Source organism: Flavobacterium sp. (genome assembly GCF_027484945.1).
Lineage (GTDB): Bacteria > Bacteroidota > Bacteroidia > Flavobacteriales > Flavobacteriaceae > Flavobacterium.
Map to the genome: position 1 here is coordinate 56,890 of NZ_JAIXRZ010000051.1, position 24,016 is coordinate 80,905.

The window sequence follows — 24,016 nt, forward strand, 5'->3', positions numbered from 1 at the left end:
AAAATCATGAAAAGAGTACTATTAATTTCCTTCGTAGCCCTGGGCTTAGCTTCATGCGGAGCAAAGAAAAAAATTGCTGAACTTGAACAAAAAAACAAAGAATGCCAAGAATTATTAAATTCAACGACCGTAAAATTGAATTTGTGTTTAACTGAAAAAGAGGCGCTTACGCAACAAAATGATTATTTAAAGAAATCAAATACCGATTTAATCAATAATTCAAAAGAACTCGCGGTTTTAACAACAAAAGGAGCCGAAAACTTAGAACGATCATTGGAAAGTTTAAAAGAAAAAGATCTTAAAATTAGTCGTCTTCAAGACGCCATCACAAAAAAAGATTCGATGACTCTAGCATTGGTAAGCAGTCTTAAGAAAAATGTTGGGTTAGACGACCAAGATATCAATATCAATGTTGAAAAAGGGGTTGTTTTTATTAATATTTCAGATAAAATGTTATTCAAAAGCGGAAGTTATGTCGTTACGGATAAAGCAAAAGTAGTTTTAGAAAAGGTAGCTAAAGTAATAAACGACAAACCCGATTTTGAATGTATGGTTGAAGGGCATACCGATAATGTTCCTTTTACTGGAAATGCTATTTTATTGGATAATTGGGACTTAAGTGTGAAACGTGCGACTGCAATTACACGGGTATTAACTAAAGAATTGGGGGTTAACCCAAAACAACTAATTGCTGCTGGTCGTAGCGAATATATTCCGTTGGTAGAAAACAAAACGGCAGAAAATAGAGCTACTAACCGTCGTACACGGATAGTGATTCTCCCTAAGATTGATCAGTTCTATGATATGATTGAAAAAGAAATGAAAACAATGTCCAAATAATTGAATTCGTTAATAGCAACGCCTCTTCCTAAAGAGGCGTTTTTTTATTATAGTATATCGATACTTCCTTTACCTTCTCGAATGATTTCAGGAATATTGCCCGATAAATCAATTACCGTTGATGGTGTAACGGCACCATAACCGCCATCAATGACTATATCAACCTGACGCTGCCACTTTTCAAAAATTAACTCCGGATCGGTAGAATATTCCAAAAGTGCATCGTCATCATGAATTGAGGTTGAAATAATTGGATTCCCTAATTGGTTTACGATACTTCGAATGATGTTATTATCGGGAACACGAATCCCCACTGTTTTTTTGTTTTTAAAAACTTTAGGCAAATCATTATTTCCCGGTAAAATAAAGGTATAGGGACCGGGCAAAGCACGTTTTAATAACTTAAATGTAGGCGTATCAATTTGACGAACATAATCGGAGATATGACTTAGATCATAACAAATGAAAGAAAGATTGGCTTTTTCCAATTTGATCCCTTTCAATTGAGCAACGCGTTCCAGCGCTTTAGTATTGGTAATATCACAACCCATACCATAGACCGTATCGGTTGGATAAATTACAATTCCACCATTGCGCAACACCTCAACTACTTTTTTGATGGCCGATTCATTGGGATTGTCGTTGAATATTTTGATGAATTGCGCCATACATTATTTTAATTGTTACTAAAATTAATCAATAATATCAAGTTTAGCAAAGCGCAACAAGAGTTTTTTTATACCTCCAACTTCAAATTTGATCTCCGCTTTACGATCACCTCCTACCCCTTCCAAATTCAAAACCTCTCCCTTGCCAAAACGCTCATGAATGACCTTAGCACCGATAACCAATTTGGAATCACCCGAACGCTGCGGTGCACTTGAGCTTGTCGGACTACTGACGGGTTTTAAACGCCGAATATTGGGAGATACCGATGGTGAATCCGAATCAAAACTACGTGGCGGAGTTCCAGAAACGGGTTTACTGGTACGTAATTTAGACTTGTCTACATCCCCAAAAATATCCATATCTAGCATCGGTTTGTAACGGTAAGTACTCGTCTCTGCTGGATTGACATATTCTAAATACTGGGCATCAATTTCTTCAATAAAACGCGAGGGTTCAGCATCGGTTAATTTTCCCCAGCGGTAGCGCGATTGTGCATACGTTAAATACGCTTGATGTTCGGCACGGGTAAGTGCAACATAAAACAATCGCCGTTCCTCTTCGAGCTCAGATCGGGTGTTCAAGCTTAGCGCACTAGGAAATAGGTCCTCTTCCATTCCAACAATAAAAACATAAGGAAACTCCAAACCTTTGGCCAAGTGAATGGTCATTAGGGCAACCCGATCCTCATCACCGGTATCTTTATCCAAGTCGGTTGCTAAAGCTACATCTTCCAAGAACTCGGTTAAAGCACCACGGGCACCGTCGATTTCCTTCTGCCCTTCGGTAAAGTCCTTGATCCCGTTCATCAACTCCTCAATGTTTTCTACGCGCGCCACTCCTTCGGGCGTACCGTCTTTTTTCAATTCCTGAATCAAGCCCGTCTTTTTAGTCACATGCTCGGTCACATAAAACGCATCTTGATTTTCATTGATTATTTGAAAACTCTTAATCATGTTCACAAAATCATGAATCTTGTTTTTGGTCCCTGAATTGAGTTTTAAATCTATTTTGTCAATATGCTCCATTACTTCAAAAATGGAACGCTTGTAATGATTGGCGGCAATAGTTAATTTTTCAACGGTCGTATCGCCAATCCCACGGTGGGGATAATTAATCACCCGAACAAGGGCTTCTTCATCTTTGGGATTGATTATTAACCGCAAATAACACAATACATCTTTGATTTCTTTTCGTTGGTAGAACGACAATCCTCCGTAAATGCGATACGGAATATCACGCTTACGCAATGCATCCTCCATTGCACGTGATTGCGCATTAGTTCGGTATAAAATTGCAAACTTCCCGTTGGTCAGTTGGTTGCGCATCTTGAGTTCAAAGATCTCTCCTGCTACATACCGTCCTTCTTCCCCATCGGTGAGACTGCGGTGGACTTTTACTTTGGGACCAAAATCATTGGCTGTCCAAACGACTTTATCCAACTTCGTTTTGTTTTTTTCAATAATGGTGTTGGCCGCTTCAACGATATTTTTTGTCGAACGGTAGTTTTGCTCCAAACGGAAGGTTGCAACCTGATCATAATCCTTTTGGAAGTTTAAAATATTGTTGATATTGGCTCCACGAAATGCATAAATACTTTGCGCATCATCGCCAACAACACAGATATTTTGATAGCGATCGGATAACGCACGAACAATTAAATATTGCGAATGATTGGTATCTTGGTACTCATCGACCATGATATAGCGAAAACGGTCTTGGTATTTTGCCAGAACATCGGGATACAAATTCAAAAGTTCGTTTGTTTTCAAGAGCAAATCGTCAAAGTCCATAGCCCCTGCCTTAAAACAACGGTTCACATAGGCCTGGTAAATATCGCCCATGCGCGGGCGTTTACTCATGGCATCGGCTTCTTGAAGTTCGGGATTGTTGAAATAGGCTTTAACCGTAATTAATGAATTTTTATACGATGATATTCGACCAATAATTTGTTTGGGTTTGTAAATATCTTTATCCAATTGCATTTCTTTCACAATGGCCGAAACAAGGCGAACAGCATCTTGGGTGTCATAAATGGTGAAATTGGAAGGGTAGCCTAATTTATCGGCTTCAATTCGTAGAATTTTTGCAAATACGGAGTGAAAAGTTCCCATCCATAAGTTTTTTGCCTCGTTATTTCCAACAATTGCTGAAATACGCGACTTCATTTCGCGGGCGGCTTTATTGGTAAAGGTGAGCGAAAGTATATTGAACGCATCTACCCCTTGACTCATGAGGTATGCAATTCGCATGGTGAGTACCCGGGTTTTTCCCGAACCTGCGCCAGCAATAACCATCATCGGGCCGTCTTTTTGGAGTACCGGCTCTCGCTGGGCTTCATTCAATTGGTTGATATATTGTTCAATCATAAAAACTAATGCAAATTATATGGGACTTACAAAAATAACTTTACGCGTCAAGTTATACAAATGCAGACGGATGTAAATATCAACTATTTTTTGGGATTGGTTAAGAATTTCTTTTCTTTGTTATCTTTAAATAAACAAAAAACAGCTATGGATACAGACAAATGGTTTGAATTGGCGATGTACACTTTACCCGCAGTAGTTACGGGTGGTGTAGCCTATATAATGATTCAAAAATTTGTGAATTTAGATACCAATCGCCGGAAATTTCAACTCTTGCGCGAAAATCAAAAACAAGCACTTCCCATTCGACTTCAGGCTTACGAGCGAATGGCCTTATTTTTAGAACGAATCAATCCCGTAAAATTGATGATTCGCGTTGCCCCATTAAGTTCGGATAAAACCGATTATATGAATCTATTAATTCAGAATATCGAGCAAGAATTCGAGCACAATATAACCCAGCAAATCTACCTGAGTGATGCGTGTTGGATGATGATTAGTAATGCTAAAAATGCGATTATACAAAATCTTCGAAATGTAGCTGCTGACACTGAATTAACCGATGCAGACCAATACCGAATGAAAGTGCTTAGTTCGTTGTTTGAAAGCGAATCGGCTACACAGTTGGCTTTGGAATTTTTGAAAAGCGAATTATCGGATTTTTTTTAAGAGGCTTTTGACCGTGTAAATATCGTAACTAGACAACCAACTACAAGTTGCTTTGAAGTGAGTATTGTTGAATAAAGTAACCAATCACTACTTCTCGTCCAATAAACGTTGCAGTTCGATTTGCTCCTTTTGGTTAAGTTCAGGTATTAAGGCGGTAAAAATGGTACGGTAATGCTCTTTTCTAATTAATTTTCGAATCATATCTCGACCGTATTTTACCATTTGCCATTTGGGATGATCTGTCGCATTAACCAAGTTTTTAAGCAATTGGGGGTCTTCTGGAAAAACATTCAATGCATTCTGAAACGCCGGGATACGTGTGACACTTTCAAAATCGGGTCCGGTATAATCAATCAATTCTTTTTTGTAACCTACGCCTCGTAAATCCGACTCGGGCATAAGATTTAAATAGGAACTCAAAAACAAAATCCGCAACTCCCTATCATTTGCGCCTTGCCAATCTTTTGCTATCTCAAAATACCGCTCTTTGTCGTCGGGAAACGAATTTAATAAATTTAAAAACGCATTGGAGCGAACCTCATAAGACGGTACGGTAAGCAATTGTTCGTAAGCGGTTTTAAGGGAAAGAGGAACTTTGGTAACAATCTCGCTTAAGGTCAACTGCACTTTAATCGCTTTTTGCTGTAACGCTAAACGCAACAAAGGTTCAGTTTGCTCAAAGGGCTGGCCTTTGAGCTGGTATATGACTTCCGATTTTAAAGGCCAAAAGGAATCCGATTGAAGAATTTGGTTAAATCGTGTAAGTTTAGCACTCAGGGGTTGGGAACGTATTTTTTGCAATTGAATTAATTCCTGTATAAACAAACTCTTCGCTAAACATTCATTAATTGCAGTTTCGGGATAGTTATACCGCTCCAACCAGGTTTCTCGAAATGCTATTAAATCAAAACTACTGTATTTTGCTACATAGTTTAGAAAATCTTCTGTCACTACATTTTTATAAGCATAATGCTTGAGGTAGGATTTAACCGCTTTATCAAACGCTTTCTTACCTATTTGATCGCGAAGATAATGCAATGCCCAAGCACCCTTCTGATAAAACGATAATGCGCTTGCCTTTTCATGGAGTATCGGAATTGTGTCTGACTTTGCAGCCGTCTTGATTCGGTTGGCATAAGTATACAACTGATAATAGAAGTAATCGTCTCCAAAAACTTCTTTTTCAGCCAGTAAGGCATAATAAGTGGCAAATCCTTCTTGCAACCAATGGTGTTTACCCGATTGGGCCGTAACCAAATCACCAAACCAATGGTGAGCCAACTCATGCGCGTTAACATTCACATAATTCCGGTCGTTAAACGCAATCGAATCTACTACAAAATCTTGATCAAAAAGTGTAGCGGTAGTATTTTCCATTCCCGCATATAAAAAATCACGAACAGGGAGTTGACGGTAAATTTTCCAAGGATATTTGACTCCGATTTCCTTTTCCATAAAATCAAAAATGTGTTGCGAATGGAGGTACGTTGGTGTAAACTTATGGAGATCCTTGGGCTGAATATAAAGTTCTACTGGAATACCCGATGCACTTGTATGGGTTTTAAAAATAAATTCACCAATTGCCAACATTACCAAATAGGACGCCATAGGTTTTTGCATTTGATAGTCCCATGTGTTATAAATTTTCCCCTCTTGAATTGCATGATGTGTATTTTTTTTAAGTAACACCCCATTACTAACCGCTGTTTTTCGGGGAGCGGTATAAATAGCCTCTTCAACTGTAGTTACACTTATAGAAAAGGTCAACTTTTCATTAACATCATCAAAACTCGGAAGCCAATGACTGGTATACCGTCCTTGCCCTTGCGTCCACATTTGGTTATTGGGAGGAGTTCCTATGAAATACAAGGCTAGCTTAGGTTGCGCCTGATAATTCAGTTCCAATCTATTTTTACCTTTTCGGTATCCCGTATATAGCAGCAACTCTTTGCCATTATTTTTGTATTCAACCGCTTTACCATTGAGCATTACGCGACTAAATTGCATATTTTTTGCATCAATTCGAAAAGTATCTATGTTTTGATGTACGCGAAAATCGAAACGACAATTTCCTGAGATTTCCTTTTTTTCAAATTGTGGAAATACAATCGCCTTAAGTGATAAAAAATCTACATTGGGTTTTGTTTGCGCCCATGAAATCAAAATCGTAAAAAAACCAATAAAAAGAAATTGAAACCGCATACCAAAAGCTTTTCACAAAGATAACGGAAGATTTCAAAATTCGGGTTTTTAAAGTATCTTAGCCTTTCATTTTTAATCCATGGTTAATCTTCTCGAAACTCCTATAGAATACCTAAAAGGCGTCGGTCCTCAGCGCGGTGGACTATTACGGAGTGAATTGAATATAAACCAATACGGCGATTTACTCCATTTATTCCCTAACCGTCATATTGATCGAACGCGGTATTATAAAATCAATGCGCTGGTAAATAGTAATGCCGAAGTTCAAGTTTTAGGAAAAATTACGCATATCAAAACCGTTCCAATGGGTAAAACCAAAAGTCGGTTAGTTGCCACTTTTATTGACGAAACCGGCGAAATGGAATTGGTCTGGTTTCAAGGTCATAAATGGATCCGTGAAAGTTTAAAACTTAACACTCCTTATGTCGCATTTGGCCGTATCAATCAATATGGAAGTCAATTCAGTATGGCACATCCGGAATTGGAAGTGTTGGAAGAACATAAAACCAATTTACGTTCGGCTATGCAACCGATTTATCCAAGCACAGAAAAATTGACCAATAAAGGAATTTCCAATCGGGTACTTTCCAAAATTATGCAGCAGTTATTTATAGAAACGGGAGCTAATTTTGGTGAAACACTTCCCAATTATTTATTAGAAGAACTCAAACTGCTGCCAAAAAATGACGCATTGTTTAACATCCATTTTCCGAAAAGCCAGGAATTATTGCAACGTGCACAATTTCGCTTAAAGTTTGAAGAATTATTTTTCATCCAACTCCAACTGATCACTAAAAATTTGGTGCGCAAACATAAAATAAAAGGAATGCCTTTTGCCCAAGTAGGTGAAATCTTCAATACTTTTTACACCCAACACCTCCCCTTTCCACTTACGAATGCACAAAAGCGTGTAATCAAAGAAATTCGAAATGATTTAGGAAGCAATGCGCAAATGAACCGTTTATTGCAGGGCGACGTGGGATCGGGAAAAACCATTGTCGCTTTGATGACTATTTTGTTGGCCAAAGACAACGGCTATCAAAGTTGCTTAATGGCACCAACTGAAATACTAGCCCTACAACATTACAACGGGATTACCGAATTGGCAGAACGATTAAATCTCAACATCCAATTACTTACGGGCTCAACCAAAGCAGCACAACGGGCTATACTTCATGAACAATTGGAAAACGGATCAATCGATCTATTAATAGGAACACACGCTTTATTGGAAGATAAAGTAAAATTTAAAAACCTGGGATTAGCTGTTATTGATGAACAACACAAATTTGGGGTTGAACAACGAAGTAAATTGTGGAAAAAAAACAACCTCCCTCCCCATATATTAGTAATGACCGCGACCCCTATTCCACGCACCTTAGCGATGAGTTTGTATGGTGATTTAGATTTATCGGTTATTGACGAATTACCCGCGGGACGAAAAGCGATTCAAACCGTTCACCGCACAGACAATAACCGATTAAGGGTATGGAAATTTTTAAAAGACGAAATTGCCAAAGGACGCCAAATTTATATTGTTTATCCGCTGATTCAAGAAAGCGAAAAAATGGATTACAAAGATTTAATGGATGGCTATGAAAGTATTTCACGCGATTTTCCTTTGCCACACTACTCAATTTCAATTGTACACGGACAAATGAAGCCGGCTGAAAAAGAAGCTGAAATGAAGCGCTTTACTGAAGGAAAAACCAATATAATGGTAGCAACTACCGTTATTGAAGTCGGTGTTAATGTACCCAACGCTTCGGTGATGGTAATTGAAAGTGCAGAACGATTTGGCTTATCGCAGTTGCACCAATTACGCGGTCGTGTAGGTCGAGGTGCCGAACAAAGTTATTGTATTTTAATGACGGGACATAAATTGAGTGCCGAAAGTATTACCCGAATCGAAACTATGTGTGCTACAAATGACGGGTTTGAGATAGCAGAAGTCGACTTAAAATTACGGGGGCCAGGCGATATTTTGGGTACGCAGCAAAGCGGAATTCTAAACTTACAAATTGCAGACCTAGTAAAGGATAAAGATATCCTTCAACTCGCGCGTAATTATGCTTTACGATTATTGAAAAACGATCCTGCAATGGATCTTCCACAACACCAAACTTTAAAAAAGGTGTTTTTTGAACTTAGTCGCAAGAAAAATATATGGAATTATATTAGTTAAGCAATCGCAAATCTATATTCGTGTATTTCAACACCCTATCCAAACTTTACTTTTGATTTTGAAAAAATCGTTACACTAAACTGTAGCTCAACAAAAACATTCGTTTTATTTCATCCTATCAAATTTGACATAACTAAAACACTTCCATAACTTTTTTTGTAGGGTGTTCAATAGATAAAGACCTTTTTATTAAATAGACTGGTTTTAAAATTAGACTAATTCGAATTCAGAATACCAATAAAATATTTTTTAGTATACCGCCCGTTATCCTTATCTTTACCCGCATTAAAATAAATAGAAACGATCATGCGAATTTCCTATAATTGGCTTAAGCAATTTTTAAAAATCGATCTGCCATCTGAAGAAACAGCGGCCTTGTTAACCGACTTAGGACTCGAAGTAGAAGTTGTCGAAAAATACCAATCGGTTAATGGTGGATTAGTAGGTGTTGTAGTGGGTGAAGTAATTTCTTGTGAAAAACATCCCGATGCTGATCGATTAAAAGTAACCACTGTTGATTTAGGCGATGGAAATCCTCCGGTACAAATTGTCTGCGGCGCACCCAATGTAGCTGCCGGCCAAAAGGTTCCTGTAGCCACTATAGGAACTAAATTATTTGATCACGAGGGTAAAGAATTTGAAATCAAAAAAGGAAAAATTCGCGGACAAGAAAGCAATGGGATGATTTGTGCAGAGGATGAATTAGGTTTAGGATCCAATCATAATGGGATTATGATTTTGGATTCAAAAATAAAACCGGGCACACCCTTAGCAACCGTGTTGAAAATTGAAAATGATGAAGTCTTTGAAATTGGCTTAACGCCTAACCGGGCTGACGCGATGTCACACATGGGGGTTGCTCGAGATTTACGTGCTGGTCTCATTCAGCGCAATAAAAACTGTGAATTGATTACGCCCTCTGTTTCTGCTTTTAAAGTAGATAAACGCACTTTAAAAATCCCAGTAGACGTAGTCGACAGCAAATTAGCACCGCGATATTGCGGGGTAACAATTTCTGGAATTAAAGTAAAACCCTCTCCCGAATGGCTCCAAAATCGATTAAAAGCAATCGGACTCACTCCTAAAAACAATATTGTTGATGTAACCAATTATATTTTACATGATTTAGGACAGCCATTACATGCTTTTGATGCGGCAAAAATCAACGGTAAGCTTATCATTCAAACGGTGGCCTCAGGTACGAAATTTACAACTTTGGATGATGTAGAGCGTACCTTGCATGAAGATGATTTAATGATCTGTGATGAAACAGGACCTTTGTGTATGGCTGGCGTATTTGGTGGAAAATCATCGGGTGTTACTGAAACTACAACGAGCATCTTTCTTGAAAGCGCCTATTTTAATCCGGTTACAATTCGTAAAACAGCAAAACGCCATAGTTTAAGTACCGATGCATCGTTTCGTTTTGAGCGCGGTATCGATCCTAACATTACAGAATACGCATTAAAACGTGCGAGTATGTTAATTGTTGAAGTAGCTGGCGGTGAAATAACTTCGGATGTAATTGATTTGTATCCAAAGACAGTAGAAGATTTTTCTGTTTTTTTAAATTTTGACAAAGCATTTAAACTGATTGGACAAGAAATCCCTAAAGAAACCATTAAGAAAATCTTGGCTTCTCTAGATATTAAAGTGAACAGTATCACGGATGCGGGTTTAGGATTAACTATTCCAGCTTATCGTGTGGATGTTCAACGTGAAATTGATGTCATCGAGGACATTTTAAGAGTTTACGGCTATAACAATTTGAATTTTACCAAAAAAATAAATGCAACGGTTGCCAATTCACCGCGTACCGAAGATTACAAACTTCAAAATATTGTAGCCACTCAGCTAAATGCTCTAGGATTTAACGAGATGATGGCCAATTCGCTAACTACAGGAGATTACGTTAAACTATCACCTCAATTAAAAGAGGAATACAATGTTCGCATGCTGAATCCGTTAAGTAATGATTTAGCAACAATGCGTCAATCGATGCTTTTTTCGGGTCTAGAAGCCGTATCCTACAATTGTAATCGTAGGAATAGTGATTTAAAATTATTTGAGTTTGGAAAGACCTACCATAAATTGTTATCAGGCTATAGTGAGAAAAAACACTTAACGGTTTTCGCTACTGGAAATAGACAAACCGAGTCGTGGACCAATGGGCAACCAAAAGCCTCCGATTTCTTTTTATTCAAGGGATATATACAAGCAATATTGGATCGGTTGGGCTATGTAAAAACACAGCATAAACCTATACAAAATGATGTGTTTTCTGAAGGAATTGCGCTGAGTTTAGGTAATGATGTTTTAGTTGAATTAGGAACGGTTAAAAAACACATTTTGAAGCACTTTGACATCAAACAAGATGTTTTTTATGCCGATTTCAACTGGGATTTGATTATTAAATTAATTGCAAATAAAATTAAGTTTCAAGAGATTCCAAAATACCCAGAAGTTCGCCGTGATTTAGCGCTATTAGTTAATCAATCGGTACCATTTGAAGCAATATACAATACCGCCCGACAAACCGAAAAGAATTTATTAAAACAAATCCAATTGTTTGATGTATACGAGGGGAAAAATCTTCCTGATGGGAAAAAATCGTATGCGGTTAGTTTTGTATTACAGGATAGTTTGAAAACTTTAACTGAAACGCAAATTGAGAAAATCATGCATAAATTGGTGGCCCAATTTGAAACAGAATTAGGGGCTGAATTGCGTTAATTTAGAAATAGTAAATTAGAGCGATTAATCCAATAACACGTGTATAAAAATAAAAAATCCCGAGCGAGCTCGGGATTTTTTGTATGGATAGAATCGAATTAACGATTACTTTTCACCTTTTTCCATTTTAGCTTTCAATTCTGCTAAAATATCATTGTTATCTCCTAAAGTTGAAGCGGGAGCATTAGTTGAAGTTGACTCAACGGCAGCTTTAACATTTTTGTCTTCTTCTTCTCTAAAGATAGCGGTGTGTGAAGCAACAACGCGTTTGAATTCTTTATTAAATTCAATCACTTTAAATTCAGCCGCATCGCCTTTTTTCAATTTTTTACCATCTTCTTTTTCTAAGTGACGTGCAGGAATAAAGGCAACAACATCATCTCCGAAATCTACTGTAGCACCTTTGTCTACAATTTCAGCGATAGTACCGTTATGAACCGTACCCACTGCATAAGCAGCCTCATGTTTATCCCATGGATTTTCAGTAGTTTGTTTATGACCTAACGAAAGTTTTCTTCCGTCAACGTCTAATTCTAAAACAACTACATCTAATTTATCACCTACATTTACAAATTCAGATGGGTGCTTGATTTTTTTCGTCCAAGACAAATCAGAGATGTAAACCAAACCATCAATACCTTCTTCTAATTCAACAAAAATACCGAAATTAGTGAAATTACGAACGATACCTGTGTGTTTCGAACCTACAGGATATTTTGAAGTGATATCTGTCCAAGGATCTTGAGATAATTGTTTAATACCTAATGACATTTTACGCTCATCGCGGTCTAATGTTAAGATAACTGCCTCTACTTCATCACCTACTTTTACAAAATCTTGAGCCGAACGCAAGTGTGTAGACCAAGACATCTCAGATACGTGAATTAATCCTTCAACACCTTCAGCTACTTCAATAAACGCACCGTAGTCAGCAATAACTACTACTTTACCTTTTACTTTATCGCCTACAGCCAATTCAGATCCTAGAGCATCCCATGGATGTGCATGTAATTGTTTTAAGCCTAATTGGATACGTGTTTTCTCATCATCGAAATCTAAGATTACTACGTTCAATTTTTGATCTAATTCCAATACTTCACTTGGGTGATTAATACGTGACCATGACAAGTCAGTGATGTGAATTAATCCGTCAACACCTCCTAAATCAATGAATACACCGTAAGAAGTGATGTTTTTAACCACACCTTCTAATACTTGACCTTTTTCTAATTGACCGATGATTTCTTTTTTCTGAACTTCGATATCTGCTTCGATCAAAGCTTTGTGTGAAACCACAACATTTTTGAACTCATGGTTAATTTTAACCACCTTGAATTCCATCATTTTGTTCACATATACATCGTAATCGCGGATTGGTTTCACATCAATTTGTGAACCTGGCAAGAACGCTTCGATTCCGAAAACGTCAACAATCATACCTCCTTTAGTTCTACACTTCACAAAACCGTTTACGATTTCTCCAGTATCGTGTGCTGCAATTACGCGATCCCATGATTTAATCGTTCTCGCTTTACGGTGAGAAAGCACCAATTGTCCTGTTTTGTCTTCACGTACATCGATTAATACTTCTACTTTGTCCCCAACTTTCAAGTTAGGATTGTAACGGAATTCGTTTAAAGAGATAACACCTTCCGATTTTGCATTGATATCCACAATAGCGTCACGGTCAGTAATGCGAACAACTACACCTTCAACAACTTCTTCGTTGTCGGTTGAGATGAACGTCTTAGCAACTAAGTCTTCAAATTCTCTTAAGTTTTTTTCGTCTACTGCGTCGATTCCTTCGGCATAGTTATGCCAGTTAAATTCATTTAAAAACGCTACTTGATCTTTGTTTAATTCAGCCATGCTGATTATTCTATTTGTATGTTGTGCTTTTCGAGTTTCTTGAGCGAGTAAAATACACAACAGTGTTTTACGTAAATAGTTCAGTACCCAATGGAAACTCTTCTTCGCCAAAAGGTGTGCAAAAGTACGTATTTATTCTCAACCTCAAAACATTTTACGCAGAAAATTAAGTAATTAGCCATAAAAAAACCCATTCCAAAGAACAGGTTTTACAAATCGATTAATGAGCATAGTTTACTTTAATGCTTCCACACGAATACTTTTGCATAGATTTGAGATAAGATGTATCAAAAATCTACATAATTGAATCTTTTAAAATATATTCTCTCAGGATTTAGAAATTTGTAGTTTACTGCTGCCCAAGGTATATTAATCTTTTTGATTGAGGATGGTATTTTTAGTGTTTTTGACTACTTATAATTTTGATTTGCCTCTTTATTTAATTCACTTGAAGCAAAAAAGGGTCTAATCCCTAAGACAACGAACTGAATAACCTTCCTTCATATCGGTGAGGCCACTGACTGCGAGACTAGAGCCGTAATACAACCAGCGTTGCCAAGCACCTCCGGACTCCTCAGTTGAACTCCACCATTCACCTTGGTAGCCAATACTGTCGAATGGTCCATAAAAGTAGCGATGTCCACCAGGATAACCTGTAAAACCTGATTCGTTGGTTGCTGCCGTGTTGGGAGATAGCCAAAGTGATATGCCTGTTGCTTTCATTTTACCTCCTGCAAACGGTGCACCTCCCAAACAATCAGTTAGTTGCGACCACTCAGCATTTGTCGGTATATGCCAACCTGTAGGTGCCAGTTTTTTTCTTAGCGAAGGATTAACTGCTGAGGCACCATCGTAAATGCCCGCTACAGCATACCAATTATACAGTTTACCATAAGTTGTACCATTGGCTGTTGTATTGTTGTAATAGCACCAAGCTCCAGTTGTGAGGTTTGCCCATTCTGTTGGATCGGTTACTTGAGGAATTGGTGTGCCATCACTATACTTAGATACATTTAAATTTTGTTTGGTAAAAGTAAGCCCACAATTGGTAACTGATTGGTAGATGTTACCATCAATATCGATCACATTAGGACCAGGAATATTGATTGCCGAAGAATTTTGCAACGTAGTAAAGGTAATTTGGTTACCATATGCTGTTCCTAAACTGTTGGTGGCGTAAGCTCTTACATAATAAGTCGTATTAGCTATTAGCCCTGTTATATTACTTGTAAAAGTACCAATTCCTGTTCCTTCTGTTGTCCTTGTTGATAAGGAAATCGTAGGATTAAAACTGGTACTCCAACAAACTCCTCTTTCAGTAATAGCAGCACCACCATCATTTGATATAGTTCCGCTAGTTACAGCAGCAGTTTGTGTAATGGCTGAAGCTGCCGAAGTCGTTAGTGTTGGTAATGTCACTGTAGCAGTTGTAGTAAGCGTTACATCATTTGTATATGTGAGCGAATTTCCTACTGCATTGTATGCACAAACTCGGTAAATATATGTTGTATTGGGTGTGAGTCCTGAATCAGAAAAAATTAATATATCTTGATTTACGGTACCAACAACAGCATAATTTGTAGAAGCTGTTCTTCTCTCTATTTTAAAACCTATTTCATTGCTTGAGTTATCAGACCACGACAAGTTTATTTGTGAAGAAGAAGCAACGTTTCCCATTAAACCAGTTGGAGATAATGGTATAATGTTAGTTACAGTGTTTTCGTTGCTATCGGTACTTGTGGAGCAACCAAAAAACATAACTACAAAAATCAATATATTAAAATATAAAATTCTATTTTTCATGTGTTTGTTTATCAAATAAAAAGTTCAAGTTTGTAAATATTTACAAAATTAAAATTGGTTTACTTTTAAATCAAATTTATCACTTTAAGTCTTTCAATTCAACAAATCAGCCTCTCTATTAATACGTTAAAATCAAATATGATGTCGATGATACGGAAAAAAATCAGATATTGTTAAATATTATTCAATAATCGTTTCATGTTTATGCTTAAAGAAAATAGCAAATAATATAGCAATCACGAGTGAATACACTGCAAAAGCCAACCAGATGTTATGCCAATCGCTAACACCTTCTTTTACAAAATATTTCCCTATGAAATAGCCTGAAGCTTTACTACCTAAATAAGCACCAAGCCCATTACTCATCATCATAAACAATCCTTGAGCAGAAGAGCGAATTTTTGTATCCGTTGTTGTTTCCACGAATAAAGAGCCTGAGATATTAAAAAAATCAAAAGCCATTCCGTAAACAATATTAGATAATAAAATAAGTATTAAGCCAAAACCATCTGGCATTCCGAAAGCAAGAAAACCAAAACGTAATACCCAGGCAAACATTGAGATTAGCATTACTTGTTTTATCCCAAAGCGTTTTAAGAAAAAAGGAATTGTAAGTATAAATAATATCTCTGAAATCTGAGAAAGTGACATGATGAATGTAGAATTTTGCGTTGCAAAAGAATTCTTGTAAATAGGATTTTCAGAAAAACTATTCAAAAAAGCATCTCCATACATATTAGTCAACTGTAAAGCTGCTCCTAAAAACATTGAAAATAAAAAGAATAAAGCCATTTTATAATCAACAAACAATTTGAAAGCATCCAAACCTAATTTTTGAAAAATAGTTGCATTTTCATCAATAGAGCGTTGTGGAGGACATTTAGGCAATGAAAAAGAGTAAACCCCAAGAATAAAGGCCGCAACTGCTGCAATATAAAACTGATTTGCATTTACATTACTATGTGTGAAATTGGTAATCCACATTGCAATAACAAAGCCAATTGTTCCAAATACCCGAATGGGAGGAAAAATTTTTACTACATCAAAATTATTATTCTTTAAAACAGTATAACCAATTGAATTTGATAATGAAATGGTTGGCATATAACAAATCATAGCAGCGAAAATGACATAAAAGAACATGTCTGGGCTGTCAATCTGAGGAACTATCAATAAAATAATCCCATATAATATATGTAATAACCCATAGAGTTTTTCAGCATTCATCCATTTATCAGCAATTATACCTGTAATAGCAGGCATAAATAACGATGAAAGTGCTAGCGTTGAAAAAATGGCTCCAAATTCAGGAAATCCCCAACCTTTTGCATTCAAGCAATAGGTTCCAATAGTAATTAGCCATGCTCCCCAAACGAAAAATTGGAGAAAACTCATTAAGGTTAATCGAACTTTTATGCTCATAAATTGTAATTCGTTTAAGTGAATATAGTCCGTAAATCTACAAGAATAATTGAGATAAACAAAGGATTACAACGATTTCACGTATTCGTTAACCAACTCCAATACCACTTGCAATTGCTCTTCTCTTGTCAAATGCGAATTATCAATTTCAATCGCGTCTGCTGCTTTAACAAGTGGAGAATCAGAACGATGAGTATCGATATAATCGCGCTCGTTTACGTTTTTTAAAACTTCATCATAGGACACTATCACTCCTTTAGCTTGAATTTCGTCAAACCGCCGTTGCGCTCGAGTTTCGGCACTCGCATTCATGTAAATTTTCAATTCAGCCTCAGGAAAAACAACTGTACCAATATCGCGTCCATCCATTACAATCCCTTTTTCTTTTCCCATCGCTTGTTGTTGTTCGACGAGTTTTGAGCGAACGGCAGAAATTTCAGCAACTTTACTGACCAATGAAGAAACTTCTAAGGTTCGAATTTCCTTTTCTACATTTTGACCATTTAAAAACATTTCGCCAAAACCCAATGCTGGATTGAACACAAAATGCAAAGTGATCTGATCTAAATTGGAAATTAAACCTTCAGCATCCAAATGACTAGTCGAAACAAAATGATGTTGCATTGCATACCATGTGACTGCTCGATACATGGCGCCTGTATCTACGTAAACGTAACCTAATTGTTGCGCCAACTGCTTGGCCAATGTACTTTTTCCTGTAGAAGAAAATCCGTCAATTGCAATGGTAATTTTTTTCAATGGTATTTTTTTTTAATAATCATCTTGTAAATTGATGGTAAGTCCGAACAAACTCGTATTGGCTGCCAAGGTATACCGCGAATAGGAATAATCAAACTTTAATCGGCCCATTTTCAAACCAAATCCAGCACAGATTCCTGAAAAGTTGCGTTGATCTACAATCCGCAGTTCTTCGCCTCTTCTGAAATTATAACCTAATCGTAAATTAATACTTTTCTTTGGGAATAATTCAATACCAAAAATCATGTGGCGCAATACATTGTTAAAAAAACCAGGGTTATCCTCTTTTGTACCTCCATCTAAATTTCCAACCGAACGGTTAGGATTGGAAAAAGCTACATTCCATTGTTGCAAATTTTCTAAGGTGAGATGCCAACGGATAGGCACATTATCCAATTCCTGTGAAACTCCAACTAACACTTCGAGCGGCAACTTTTCGCGTAAACCCGAATAGGTTGTAATTTGTGTTCCGATATTTCGTACAGAAAGCGCCCAATTGATATCATTATCGGAATCGACATACAACATTCCTATATCAGCTGCAGCACCAAATGAGCTATACGATTCTAAGGTTGAGGAGATCAATTTTGCATTTCCTCCCAAATAAAAAGAAGTAAATGGAATATTATACGAATACCCTAGTGATAAGGCCATTTCACTTCCCGTAAACGAAGTTGTAGGTTGTCCAAATTCATCATACCCTTGAAAACTTCCGTAATTTACATAGTTAACACCCGCATGAAACGTGTGTACATGACGGTCATAGGTATAGGCATAAGCAGCAGAGCCATAGGTAACTTCACCGAATAAACTCCCGTAATTGACTGCTAAGTGATTGTCCATTTCGGCATTAATGGTTGCCGGATTAAATAAGGCTTGATTTACATCAGCATCATATAAAGTAATTACCTTACCACCCAATGCGGCCTGCCGAGGAGAAGTAACTAAATTTAAAAATTGAAAAACCGACTTACCTCCTACTTGTCCCCAACTCCAGAAAGTGATGAACAGTACTATAAATAAGTATTGATTTTTCTTCATAATTTTAAAATAATATCCACTACTAACGGAATTGCTAAGATATTATTTTTTGTCGGTTTGCTAAAGACTAAAAATAATAAAGCGCAGTATTACCCACTGCGCTTTACTGAAAATTCTATTTAAATCAATGGATCACTTTTGCATTTTTAACTTTTTGTTCCGTTAAGGCAAGAGCGATAACTTCTTCCATTTCTTTTACATAGTGAAAAGTCAGCCCTTTTAAATAATCGGATTTGATTTCATTGATGTCGCTTTCATTTTCATGACATAAAATTATTTCTTTTATGTTTGCGCGTTTAGCGGCTAAGATTTTTTCTTTAATTCCGCCTACAGGCAATACTTTTCCTCGAAGCGTAATTTCACCAGTCATTGCTAGTCCTTTTTTAACTTTACGCTGGGTCAATAACGAAACAATAGAAGTCAACATGGCTATACCGGCGCTTGGGCCATCTTTTGGAGTAGCTCCTTCAGGTACATGCAAATGAATATTATATTTAGCAATAACATCTTGATCTAAGCCAAAGCGTTCAGCATTCGCCTTTATATATTCTAATGCAATTGTAGCCGACTCTTTCATTACATTTCCTAAATTACCTGTTAGGGTTAAATTCCCTTTCCCTTTAGAAATAGACGACTCCAAGAACAATATATCGCCTCCAACAGAAGTCCAAGCTAATCCCGTCACAACACCAGCGACATCATTTCCTTCTGCTTTATCGCGTTCCAATTTTGGCGCTCCTAATACGGCAACCACATCTTCATCGGTTACTTTTTTATTGTAACCTTCCTCCAAAGCAATCGATTTAGCAGCATTGCGAATCACTTGCGCAATTTTTTGCTCTAACCCTCGCACTCCAGATTCACGGGTATAGCCCTCAACGATTTTCTCTAATTGCTTTTTGCCGATAGCAACATCTTTTGTGGTTAAACCATGCTCTTTTATTTGCTTTGGAACTAAATGTTGACGTGCAATTTCCACTTTTTCCTCTATCGTATAGCCCGACATTTGAATAATTTCCATACGGTCGCGCAAAGCAGGTTGAATTGTTGACAGCGTATTGGAAGTAGCGATAAACATTACTTTGGACAGATCATAACCCATTTCCAAAAAGTTATCGTAGAATGCACTATTTTGTTCGGGATCCAATACTTCAAGTAAAGCTGATGATGGATCACCGTTGTGACTAATAGACAATTTATCTATTTCATCGAGAATAAAAACGGGATTGGAAGTTCCTGCCTTTTTGATATTTTGAATAATTCGTCCAGGCATCGCACCAATATAGGTTTTACGATGACCTCGAATTTCAGCTTCATCGCGCAAACCTCCCAATGAAATTCGAACGTATTCCCGTCCTAAGGCTTCGGCTATAGAGCGGCCAATCGAAGTTTTTCCAACACCTGGGGGTCCAGTTAAACATAATATAGGCGACTTCATATCGTTTCGCAACTTTAAAACCGCTAAATGTTCAACAATGCGTTTTTTTACATCATCCAAACCAAAATGGTCGCGATCTAAAATTTTTTGTGCGTTTTTTAAATCAAATTTATCTTGAGAATACTGTTCCCAAGGCAGGTCCAAAATTAATTCCAAATAGTTACGTTGAATGCCAAAATCGGGTGACTGCGGATTCATTCGTTGGAATTTCGAAAACTCTTTATCAAAATTTTTAGCTGTTTTCTCGTCCCATTTTTTATTCTTAGCGCGTTGACGCATCTCTTCAAACTCTTGCTCATGCGAAACACCACCCAACTCCTCTTGAATCGTTTTCATTTGTTGGTGCAAGAAATACTCCCGTTGCTGTTGGTCTAGGTCGATTCGAACTTTTGTTTGAATGTCATTTTTAAGTTCCAACTTTTGCAACTCCATATTCATGTGTTTCAACGTTTCTAAAGCACGTTCTTTGAGTACACTCATGGCTAATAAATGTTGCTTCTCCAAAACGGTAAGATTCATGTTGGACGAAACAAAATTGATTAAGAAAGACTGGCTTTCAATATTTTTGATAGCAAATGTTGCTTCTGTTGGAATATTCGGACTCTCTTTGATGATTTCGATAGCAATTTCCCGCATAGAATCTACAATGGCATTGAATTCAGAATCATAAACGCCAGGGCGAATTTCGGGAACCTCTTTAATATCGGCTTTGAAATAAGGCCGTTCAGAAGTCATTGCATCGATTTCAAATCGTTTTTTGCCTTGAAGAATGACGGTGATATTTCCATCGGGCATTTTTAGAACCCTTAAAATTCGGGCAACAGTTCCCACATGATAGATATCATTTAGGGTTGGATCTTCAATATCTTCATTTTTCTGAGCGACAACACCGATGATTTTATCACCCGTATTGGCATCATTGATTAATTTTATGGATTTATCGCGTCCGGCAGTAATAGGAATTACCACTCCGGGAAACAATACGGTATTTCGTAATGGCAAAATAGGAAGACTTTTCGGCAAATCCTCATTGGCCATCTCTTCTTCATCTTCGGGAGTCATGAGCGGAATCATTTCCGCATCAGCATTAAAATCTTGCAGTGACAAACTGTCAAATGAAATCAATTTATGATTCGACATAATACGTTTAGTGTCAAAATGACACGAATTGAGTTAATAATATTCAAACAAATCTAGGATTTGAAGTCCCAAAAAAAAACTAAAATCGATATACAACCTATTTAACCCCACAAAACAAACAAGGTCTGTCTTTTATCGATATTATAAAACAATATAGACAACTTTTATGCCAAAAAAAATCCCGAACAAACATCGGGATAATATAAATAAAGTTATTATTACTTTTATTGTCCTCTAATTGCTTCAAATGAACCATCAGTTATAGTAGCTATATTTGAGCCGCCTAAAGCAGACTTTATAGTACCTGAAAAAGTTCCGATAACCTTGCCTGGATTTGTTGGATTTGAGTATAATGTAACATTCGATAACGAAGATATATTAACATTCATTGTACCACCAGATGTAGTAGAATATAAATTGTCAATACTAGAATTACTATTAATAAAAGTTATTTGGAATGCATTATTTGTTGAAGAATTTGAAGAATTAAAAACAAAATTACCAGTCGATGTGGATGGAAAAATCATACTTACAGTTAGAATTGGAAAATTGTTTGAATTCGTTTTCTGTAATGCAATTGAATTAATCGAATAGGTTGATTGACCTCCACTGTTAGGATTTATAATATGATTTCCTTCCCACTCATACAATACCCCATCTAGTTTAAATCTCCATTTATAAATAGCCGCATTAACATTGTTAGATGAGCCATTATTAACTTGCAATGCAGGATCGATAGGTTCATTTTCACAAGAAATAACTAAAAATGCAAAAAGGGATAGTAAAACAACGCTAATTTTTTTCATGATTTTTATAAATATTTTTCAAATATAACAATTTACAAATTAGATCCCTTACTTTTTGGTACGCGCAATAATAAAATTACACCGGTAATAAAAAATATACCTAAAAAAACAATAGCGTTTCGCATCGAACCTGTCAATTGATCAATTACGCCATAAATTGTCATTCCGATAACAATCCCTACCTTTTCTGTTACATCATAAAAACTGAAAAATGAGGCCGTATCATCTGTTTCTGGAAGTAATTTAGAATAGGTGGAACGCGATAAGGATTGTATGCCCCCCATGACCAACCCAACAAATCCGGCTGTTGCATAAAAATGAATGGGCAAAGTAATAAAAAAGGCAAAACAACACAATACAGCCCAAAACCCACAAAGAAAAATTAATGTTTTGATATTACCGTATTTTTCTGAAGCTCGCGAAGTAAAATAAGCACCAACTACAGCTACGATTTGAATTAATAAAATACTAATAATTAAACCGGTAGTTTTTTGACTGGCTGTTTCCCACTGTACTTCAGTTGCACCAAAATACGTAGCTACCAACATTACGGTCTGTACAGCCATACTGAATACAAAATAGCTATTCAAATAGCGTTTCAAGGCTAAATTCTGTTGCATTTGGTTCCAAACAACTTTCAATTCGTGGAAACCTTTAAAAATAAAGTCGCGCGTTAAAGGAACATTGGCACGGTTTCCTTTGGGCAAATAGTAATAAGTAATATGACTAAATCCAATCCACCAAATCCCCACCAAAATAAAAGAATATTTCATCATTTCTATTTTGCGCGCATCGGGAACTAACATTACCATAGCCAAATTGACAAGTAATAAAATCGTACTTCCAATATAGCCCATAGAAAATCCGCGTGCACTAACGCGATCTTGTTGGTCGGGAAAAGCAATATCAGGCAAGTAGGAATTATAAAACACCAAACTAGACCAAAAACCAATCAATCCAAAAAAGTAAAACGTATAACCTAATGCTAAATTCTGGATATCAAACCAATACAATCCAATACAGGATATCCCACCCAGGTAACAGAAAAACCGTAAAAAAGATTTTTTATTACCTAAATAATCGGCAATGCCGGATAAAATAGGTGCGCAAATAGCAACCCAAATAAATGCAAAAGCCGTTACAAAGGATATCATAGCTGTCGCTTTCACTTCGTATCCAAAGAAAATTGCATGTTTACGGCCAGCCAATTCAAAGATTTGTTCGTAATAAATTGGGAATATTGCCGAGGCAATTACTAAACTATAAACCGAATTAGCCCAATCATAAAATGCCCAAGCATTTAGCAGTTTAGGGTGACCTTTGGGAAGTTGTGGCATTATTGTAGCTTCTAAATTTGATAAAAATCGTGCTTGCGATCACTTCAAATATAAATGAATATTTTCACATTATGGATGTTGCCTTATTTTTTTAATTTCCATTACTATTAAAGCAATAATTTATAATACAACCTTCCTATGTAACGCGCTGTGTTTCTCTCCGCTGTGGGCTTTCCACTTCGCCCCCTCACGCAAATGATGTGCTCCATAATTTATAATTTATAATTTATAATTCATAATTTTTCTCGCACCTTTAAAACAAAAAAAAGTCCTTTACAACACTTGTAAAGGACTTTCTAAAAAGAAGGCGGCGACATACTCTCCCACAGTAATGCAGTACCATCTGCGCAATCGGGCTTAACTTCTCTGTTCGGAATGGGAAGAGGTGAGCCCCGACGCAATAACCACCTTAAATCTTTAAGCTTTCTCCAATACCCTTTTAGGTTCGCTTGGAGTTGCTTCTAATATTGTAACATACTGCGATAAGATAATCTAAAACAAAGCTGAACCATCCCGATTGCTCGGGACGGTTTCGATACATAAGCTAACGGGTTATTAGTACTACTCGGCTATGACATTACTGCCTTTACACCTATAGCCTATCAACGTGGTCATCTTCCACGACCCTTAAAAGAAATCTCATCTTGTGGTGGGTTTCGCGCTTATATGCTTTCAGCGCTTATCCCTTCCCGACGTAGCTACTCTGCGGTGCCCCTGGCGAGACAACAGATACACTA

At 36.9% G+C, this 24,016-nt stretch carries 15 protein-coding genes and 2 rRNA genes; 4 read left to right on the forward strand and 13 right to left on the reverse strand.

Features of this window, described 5'->3' with window-relative positions:
- Positions 1-6: 6 nt before the first annotated feature.
- The gene (locus Q0039_RS06920) at positions 7-840 is read left to right on the forward strand and encodes an OmpA family protein (RefSeq protein WP_297511073.1); all 834 of its coding nucleotides are present in this window, start codon (positions 7-9) and stop codon (positions 838-840) included.
- A 47-nt stretch (positions 841-887) separates the two neighbouring features.
- Here the strand turns inward: Q0039_RS06920 and Q0039_RS06925 are convergent, their stop codons facing one another.
- Positions 888-1,508 carry an L-threonylcarbamoyladenylate synthase gene (locus tag Q0039_RS06925; RefSeq protein WP_297511075.1) on the reverse strand — a complete coding sequence of 207 codons (621 nt, stop codon included), beginning with the start codon at positions 1,506-1,508 and terminating at the stop codon, positions 888-890.
- A 24-nt stretch (positions 1,509-1,532) separates the two neighbouring features.
- A complete protein-coding gene (locus Q0039_RS06930) occupies positions 1,533-3,872 on the reverse strand; it encodes a UvrD-helicase domain-containing protein (RefSeq protein WP_297511099.1) in 2,340 nt (779 codons plus the stop codon).
- Positions 3,873-4,022: 150 nt separating this feature from the next.
- On the opposite strand from Q0039_RS06930, the gene Q0039_RS06935 reads away from it, so the two are divergent.
- The gene (locus Q0039_RS06935) at positions 4,023-4,544 is read left to right on the forward strand and encodes a hypothetical protein (protein ID WP_297511077.1); all 522 of its coding nucleotides are present in this window, start codon (positions 4,023-4,025) and stop codon (positions 4,542-4,544) included.
- 87 nt (positions 4,545-4,631) lie between these two features.
- Here the strand turns inward: Q0039_RS06935 and Q0039_RS06940 are convergent, their stop codons facing one another.
- Positions 4,632-6,746 carry a M1 family metallopeptidase gene (locus Q0039_RS06940; RefSeq protein ID WP_297511079.1) on the reverse strand — a complete coding sequence of 705 codons (2,115 nt, stop codon included), beginning with the start codon at positions 6,744-6,746 and terminating at the stop codon, positions 4,632-4,634.
- 79 nt (positions 6,747-6,825) lie between these two features.
- Here Q0039_RS06940 and recG point away from each other — a divergent pair, with 79 nt between their 5' ends.
- Positions 6,826-8,931 (forward strand): ATP-dependent DNA helicase RecG, encoded by a 2,106-nt coding sequence (recG, locus tag Q0039_RS06945; RefSeq protein ID WP_297511081.1) that lies wholly within the window; start codon positions 6,826-6,828, stop codon positions 8,929-8,931.
- A gap of 306 nt (positions 8,932-9,237) precedes the next feature.
- The gene (gene pheT, locus Q0039_RS06950; protein WP_297511083.1) at positions 9,238-11,664 is read left to right on the forward strand and encodes a phenylalanine--tRNA ligase subunit beta; all 2,427 of its coding nucleotides are present in this window, start codon (positions 9,238-9,240) and stop codon (positions 11,662-11,664) included.
- 105 nt (positions 11,665-11,769) lie between these two features.
- On the opposite strand, the gene rpsA is transcribed toward pheT, so the two are convergent.
- The 10 genes from rpsA to Q0039_RS07000 all read right to left on the reverse strand — a co-directional run.
- Entirely contained in the window at positions 11,770-13,533 is a 1,764-nt protein-coding gene (gene rpsA, locus Q0039_RS06955; protein WP_297511085.1) for a 30S ribosomal protein S1, read from the reverse strand.
- A 465-nt stretch (positions 13,534-13,998) separates the two neighbouring features.
- A complete protein-coding gene (locus Q0039_RS06960) occupies positions 13,999-15,336 on the reverse strand; it encodes an FISUMP domain-containing protein (protein WP_297511087.1) in 1,338 nt (445 codons plus the stop codon).
- Positions 15,337-15,516: 180 nt separating this feature from the next.
- Complete coding sequence (locus Q0039_RS06965) at positions 15,517-16,758, reverse strand: nucleoside permease (protein ID WP_297511088.1); 1,242 nt, start codon at positions 16,756-16,758, stop codon at positions 15,517-15,519.
- A 66-nt stretch (positions 16,759-16,824) separates the two neighbouring features.
- Positions 16,825-17,517, reverse strand: coding sequence for a (d)CMP kinase (cmk, locus tag Q0039_RS06970; RefSeq protein ID WP_297511090.1), 693 nt, complete (start codon positions 17,515-17,517; stop codon positions 16,825-16,827).
- A 12-nt stretch (positions 17,518-17,529) separates the two neighbouring features.
- On the reverse strand, positions 17,530-18,558 hold the full coding sequence (gene porQ / locus Q0039_RS06975; RefSeq protein ID WP_297511092.1) for a type IX secretion system protein PorQ: 1,029 nt from the start codon (positions 18,556-18,558) through the stop codon (positions 17,530-17,532).
- Between the two features lie 124 nt (positions 18,559-18,682).
- Positions 18,683-21,136: an endopeptidase La gene (gene lon, locus Q0039_RS06980; RefSeq protein WP_297511094.1), complete on the reverse strand. Its 2,454-nt coding sequence runs from the start codon at positions 21,134-21,136 to the stop codon at positions 18,683-18,685.
- 224 nt (positions 21,137-21,360) lie between these two features.
- The gene (locus Q0039_RS06985) at positions 21,361-21,942 is read right to left on the reverse strand and encodes a hypothetical protein (RefSeq protein ID WP_297511096.1); all 582 of its coding nucleotides are present in this window, start codon (positions 21,940-21,942) and stop codon (positions 21,361-21,363) included.
- A 32-nt stretch (positions 21,943-21,974) separates the two neighbouring features.
- Positions 21,975-23,279 carry an MFS transporter gene (locus tag Q0039_RS06990; protein ID WP_297511098.1) on the reverse strand — a complete coding sequence of 435 codons (1,305 nt, stop codon included), beginning with the start codon at positions 23,277-23,279 and terminating at the stop codon, positions 21,975-21,977.
- 302 nt (positions 23,280-23,581) lie between these two features.
- A 5S ribosomal RNA gene (rrf, locus tag Q0039_RS06995) occupies positions 23,582-23,691 on the reverse strand.
- A 123-nt stretch (positions 23,692-23,814) separates the two neighbouring features.
- A 23S ribosomal RNA gene (locus Q0039_RS07000) occupies positions 23,815-24,016 on the reverse strand; the annotation flags it as partial.

Excerpts from the sequence above, each read along its gene's own strand:
- recG (WP_297511081.1), top strand. The coding sequence starts at position 6,826 with ATGGTTAATCTTCTCGAAACTCCTATAGAATACCTAAAAGGCGTCGGT.
- pheT (WP_297511083.1), top strand. The coding sequence starts at position 9,238 with ATGCGAATTTCCTATAATTGGCTTAAGCAATTTTTAAAAATCGATCTG.
- porQ (WP_297511092.1), bottom strand. The coding sequence starts at position 18,558 with ATGAAGAAAAATCAATACTTATTTATAGTACTGTTCATCACTTTCTGG.
- rpsA (WP_297511085.1), bottom strand. The coding sequence starts at position 13,533 with ATGGCTGAATTAAACAAAGATCAAGTAGCGTTTTTAAATGAATTTAAC.
- Q0039_RS06960 (WP_297511087.1), bottom strand. The coding sequence starts at position 15,336 with ATGAAAAATAGAATTTTATATTTTAATATATTGATTTTTGTAGTTATG.
- Q0039_RS06990 (WP_297511098.1), bottom strand. The coding sequence starts at position 23,279 with ATGCCACAACTTCCCAAAGGTCACCCTAAACTGCTAAATGCTTGGGCA.
- Q0039_RS06985 (WP_297511096.1), bottom strand. The coding sequence starts at position 21,942 with ATGAAAAAAATTAGCGTTGTTTTACTATCCCTTTTTGCATTTTTAGTT.
- Q0039_RS06940 (WP_297511079.1), bottom strand. The coding sequence starts at position 6,746 with ATGCGGTTTCAATTTCTTTTTATTGGTTTTTTTACGATTTTGATTTCA.
- Q0039_RS06935 (WP_297511077.1), top strand. The coding sequence starts at position 4,023 with ATGGATACAGACAAATGGTTTGAATTGGCGATGTACACTTTACCCGCA.
- Q0039_RS06925 (WP_297511075.1), bottom strand. The coding sequence starts at position 1,508 with ATGGCGCAATTCATCAAAATATTCAACGACAATCCCAATGAATCGGCC.
- lon (WP_297511094.1), bottom strand. The coding sequence starts at position 21,136 with ATGTCGAATCATAAATTGATTTCATTTGACAGTTTGTCACTGCAAGAT.
- Q0039_RS06965 (WP_297511088.1), bottom strand. The coding sequence starts at position 16,758 with ATGAGCATAAAAGTTCGATTAACCTTAATGAGTTTTCTCCAATTTTTC.
- Q0039_RS06920 (WP_297511073.1), top strand. The coding sequence starts at position 7 with ATGAAAAGAGTACTATTAATTTCCTTCGTAGCCCTGGGCTTAGCTTCA.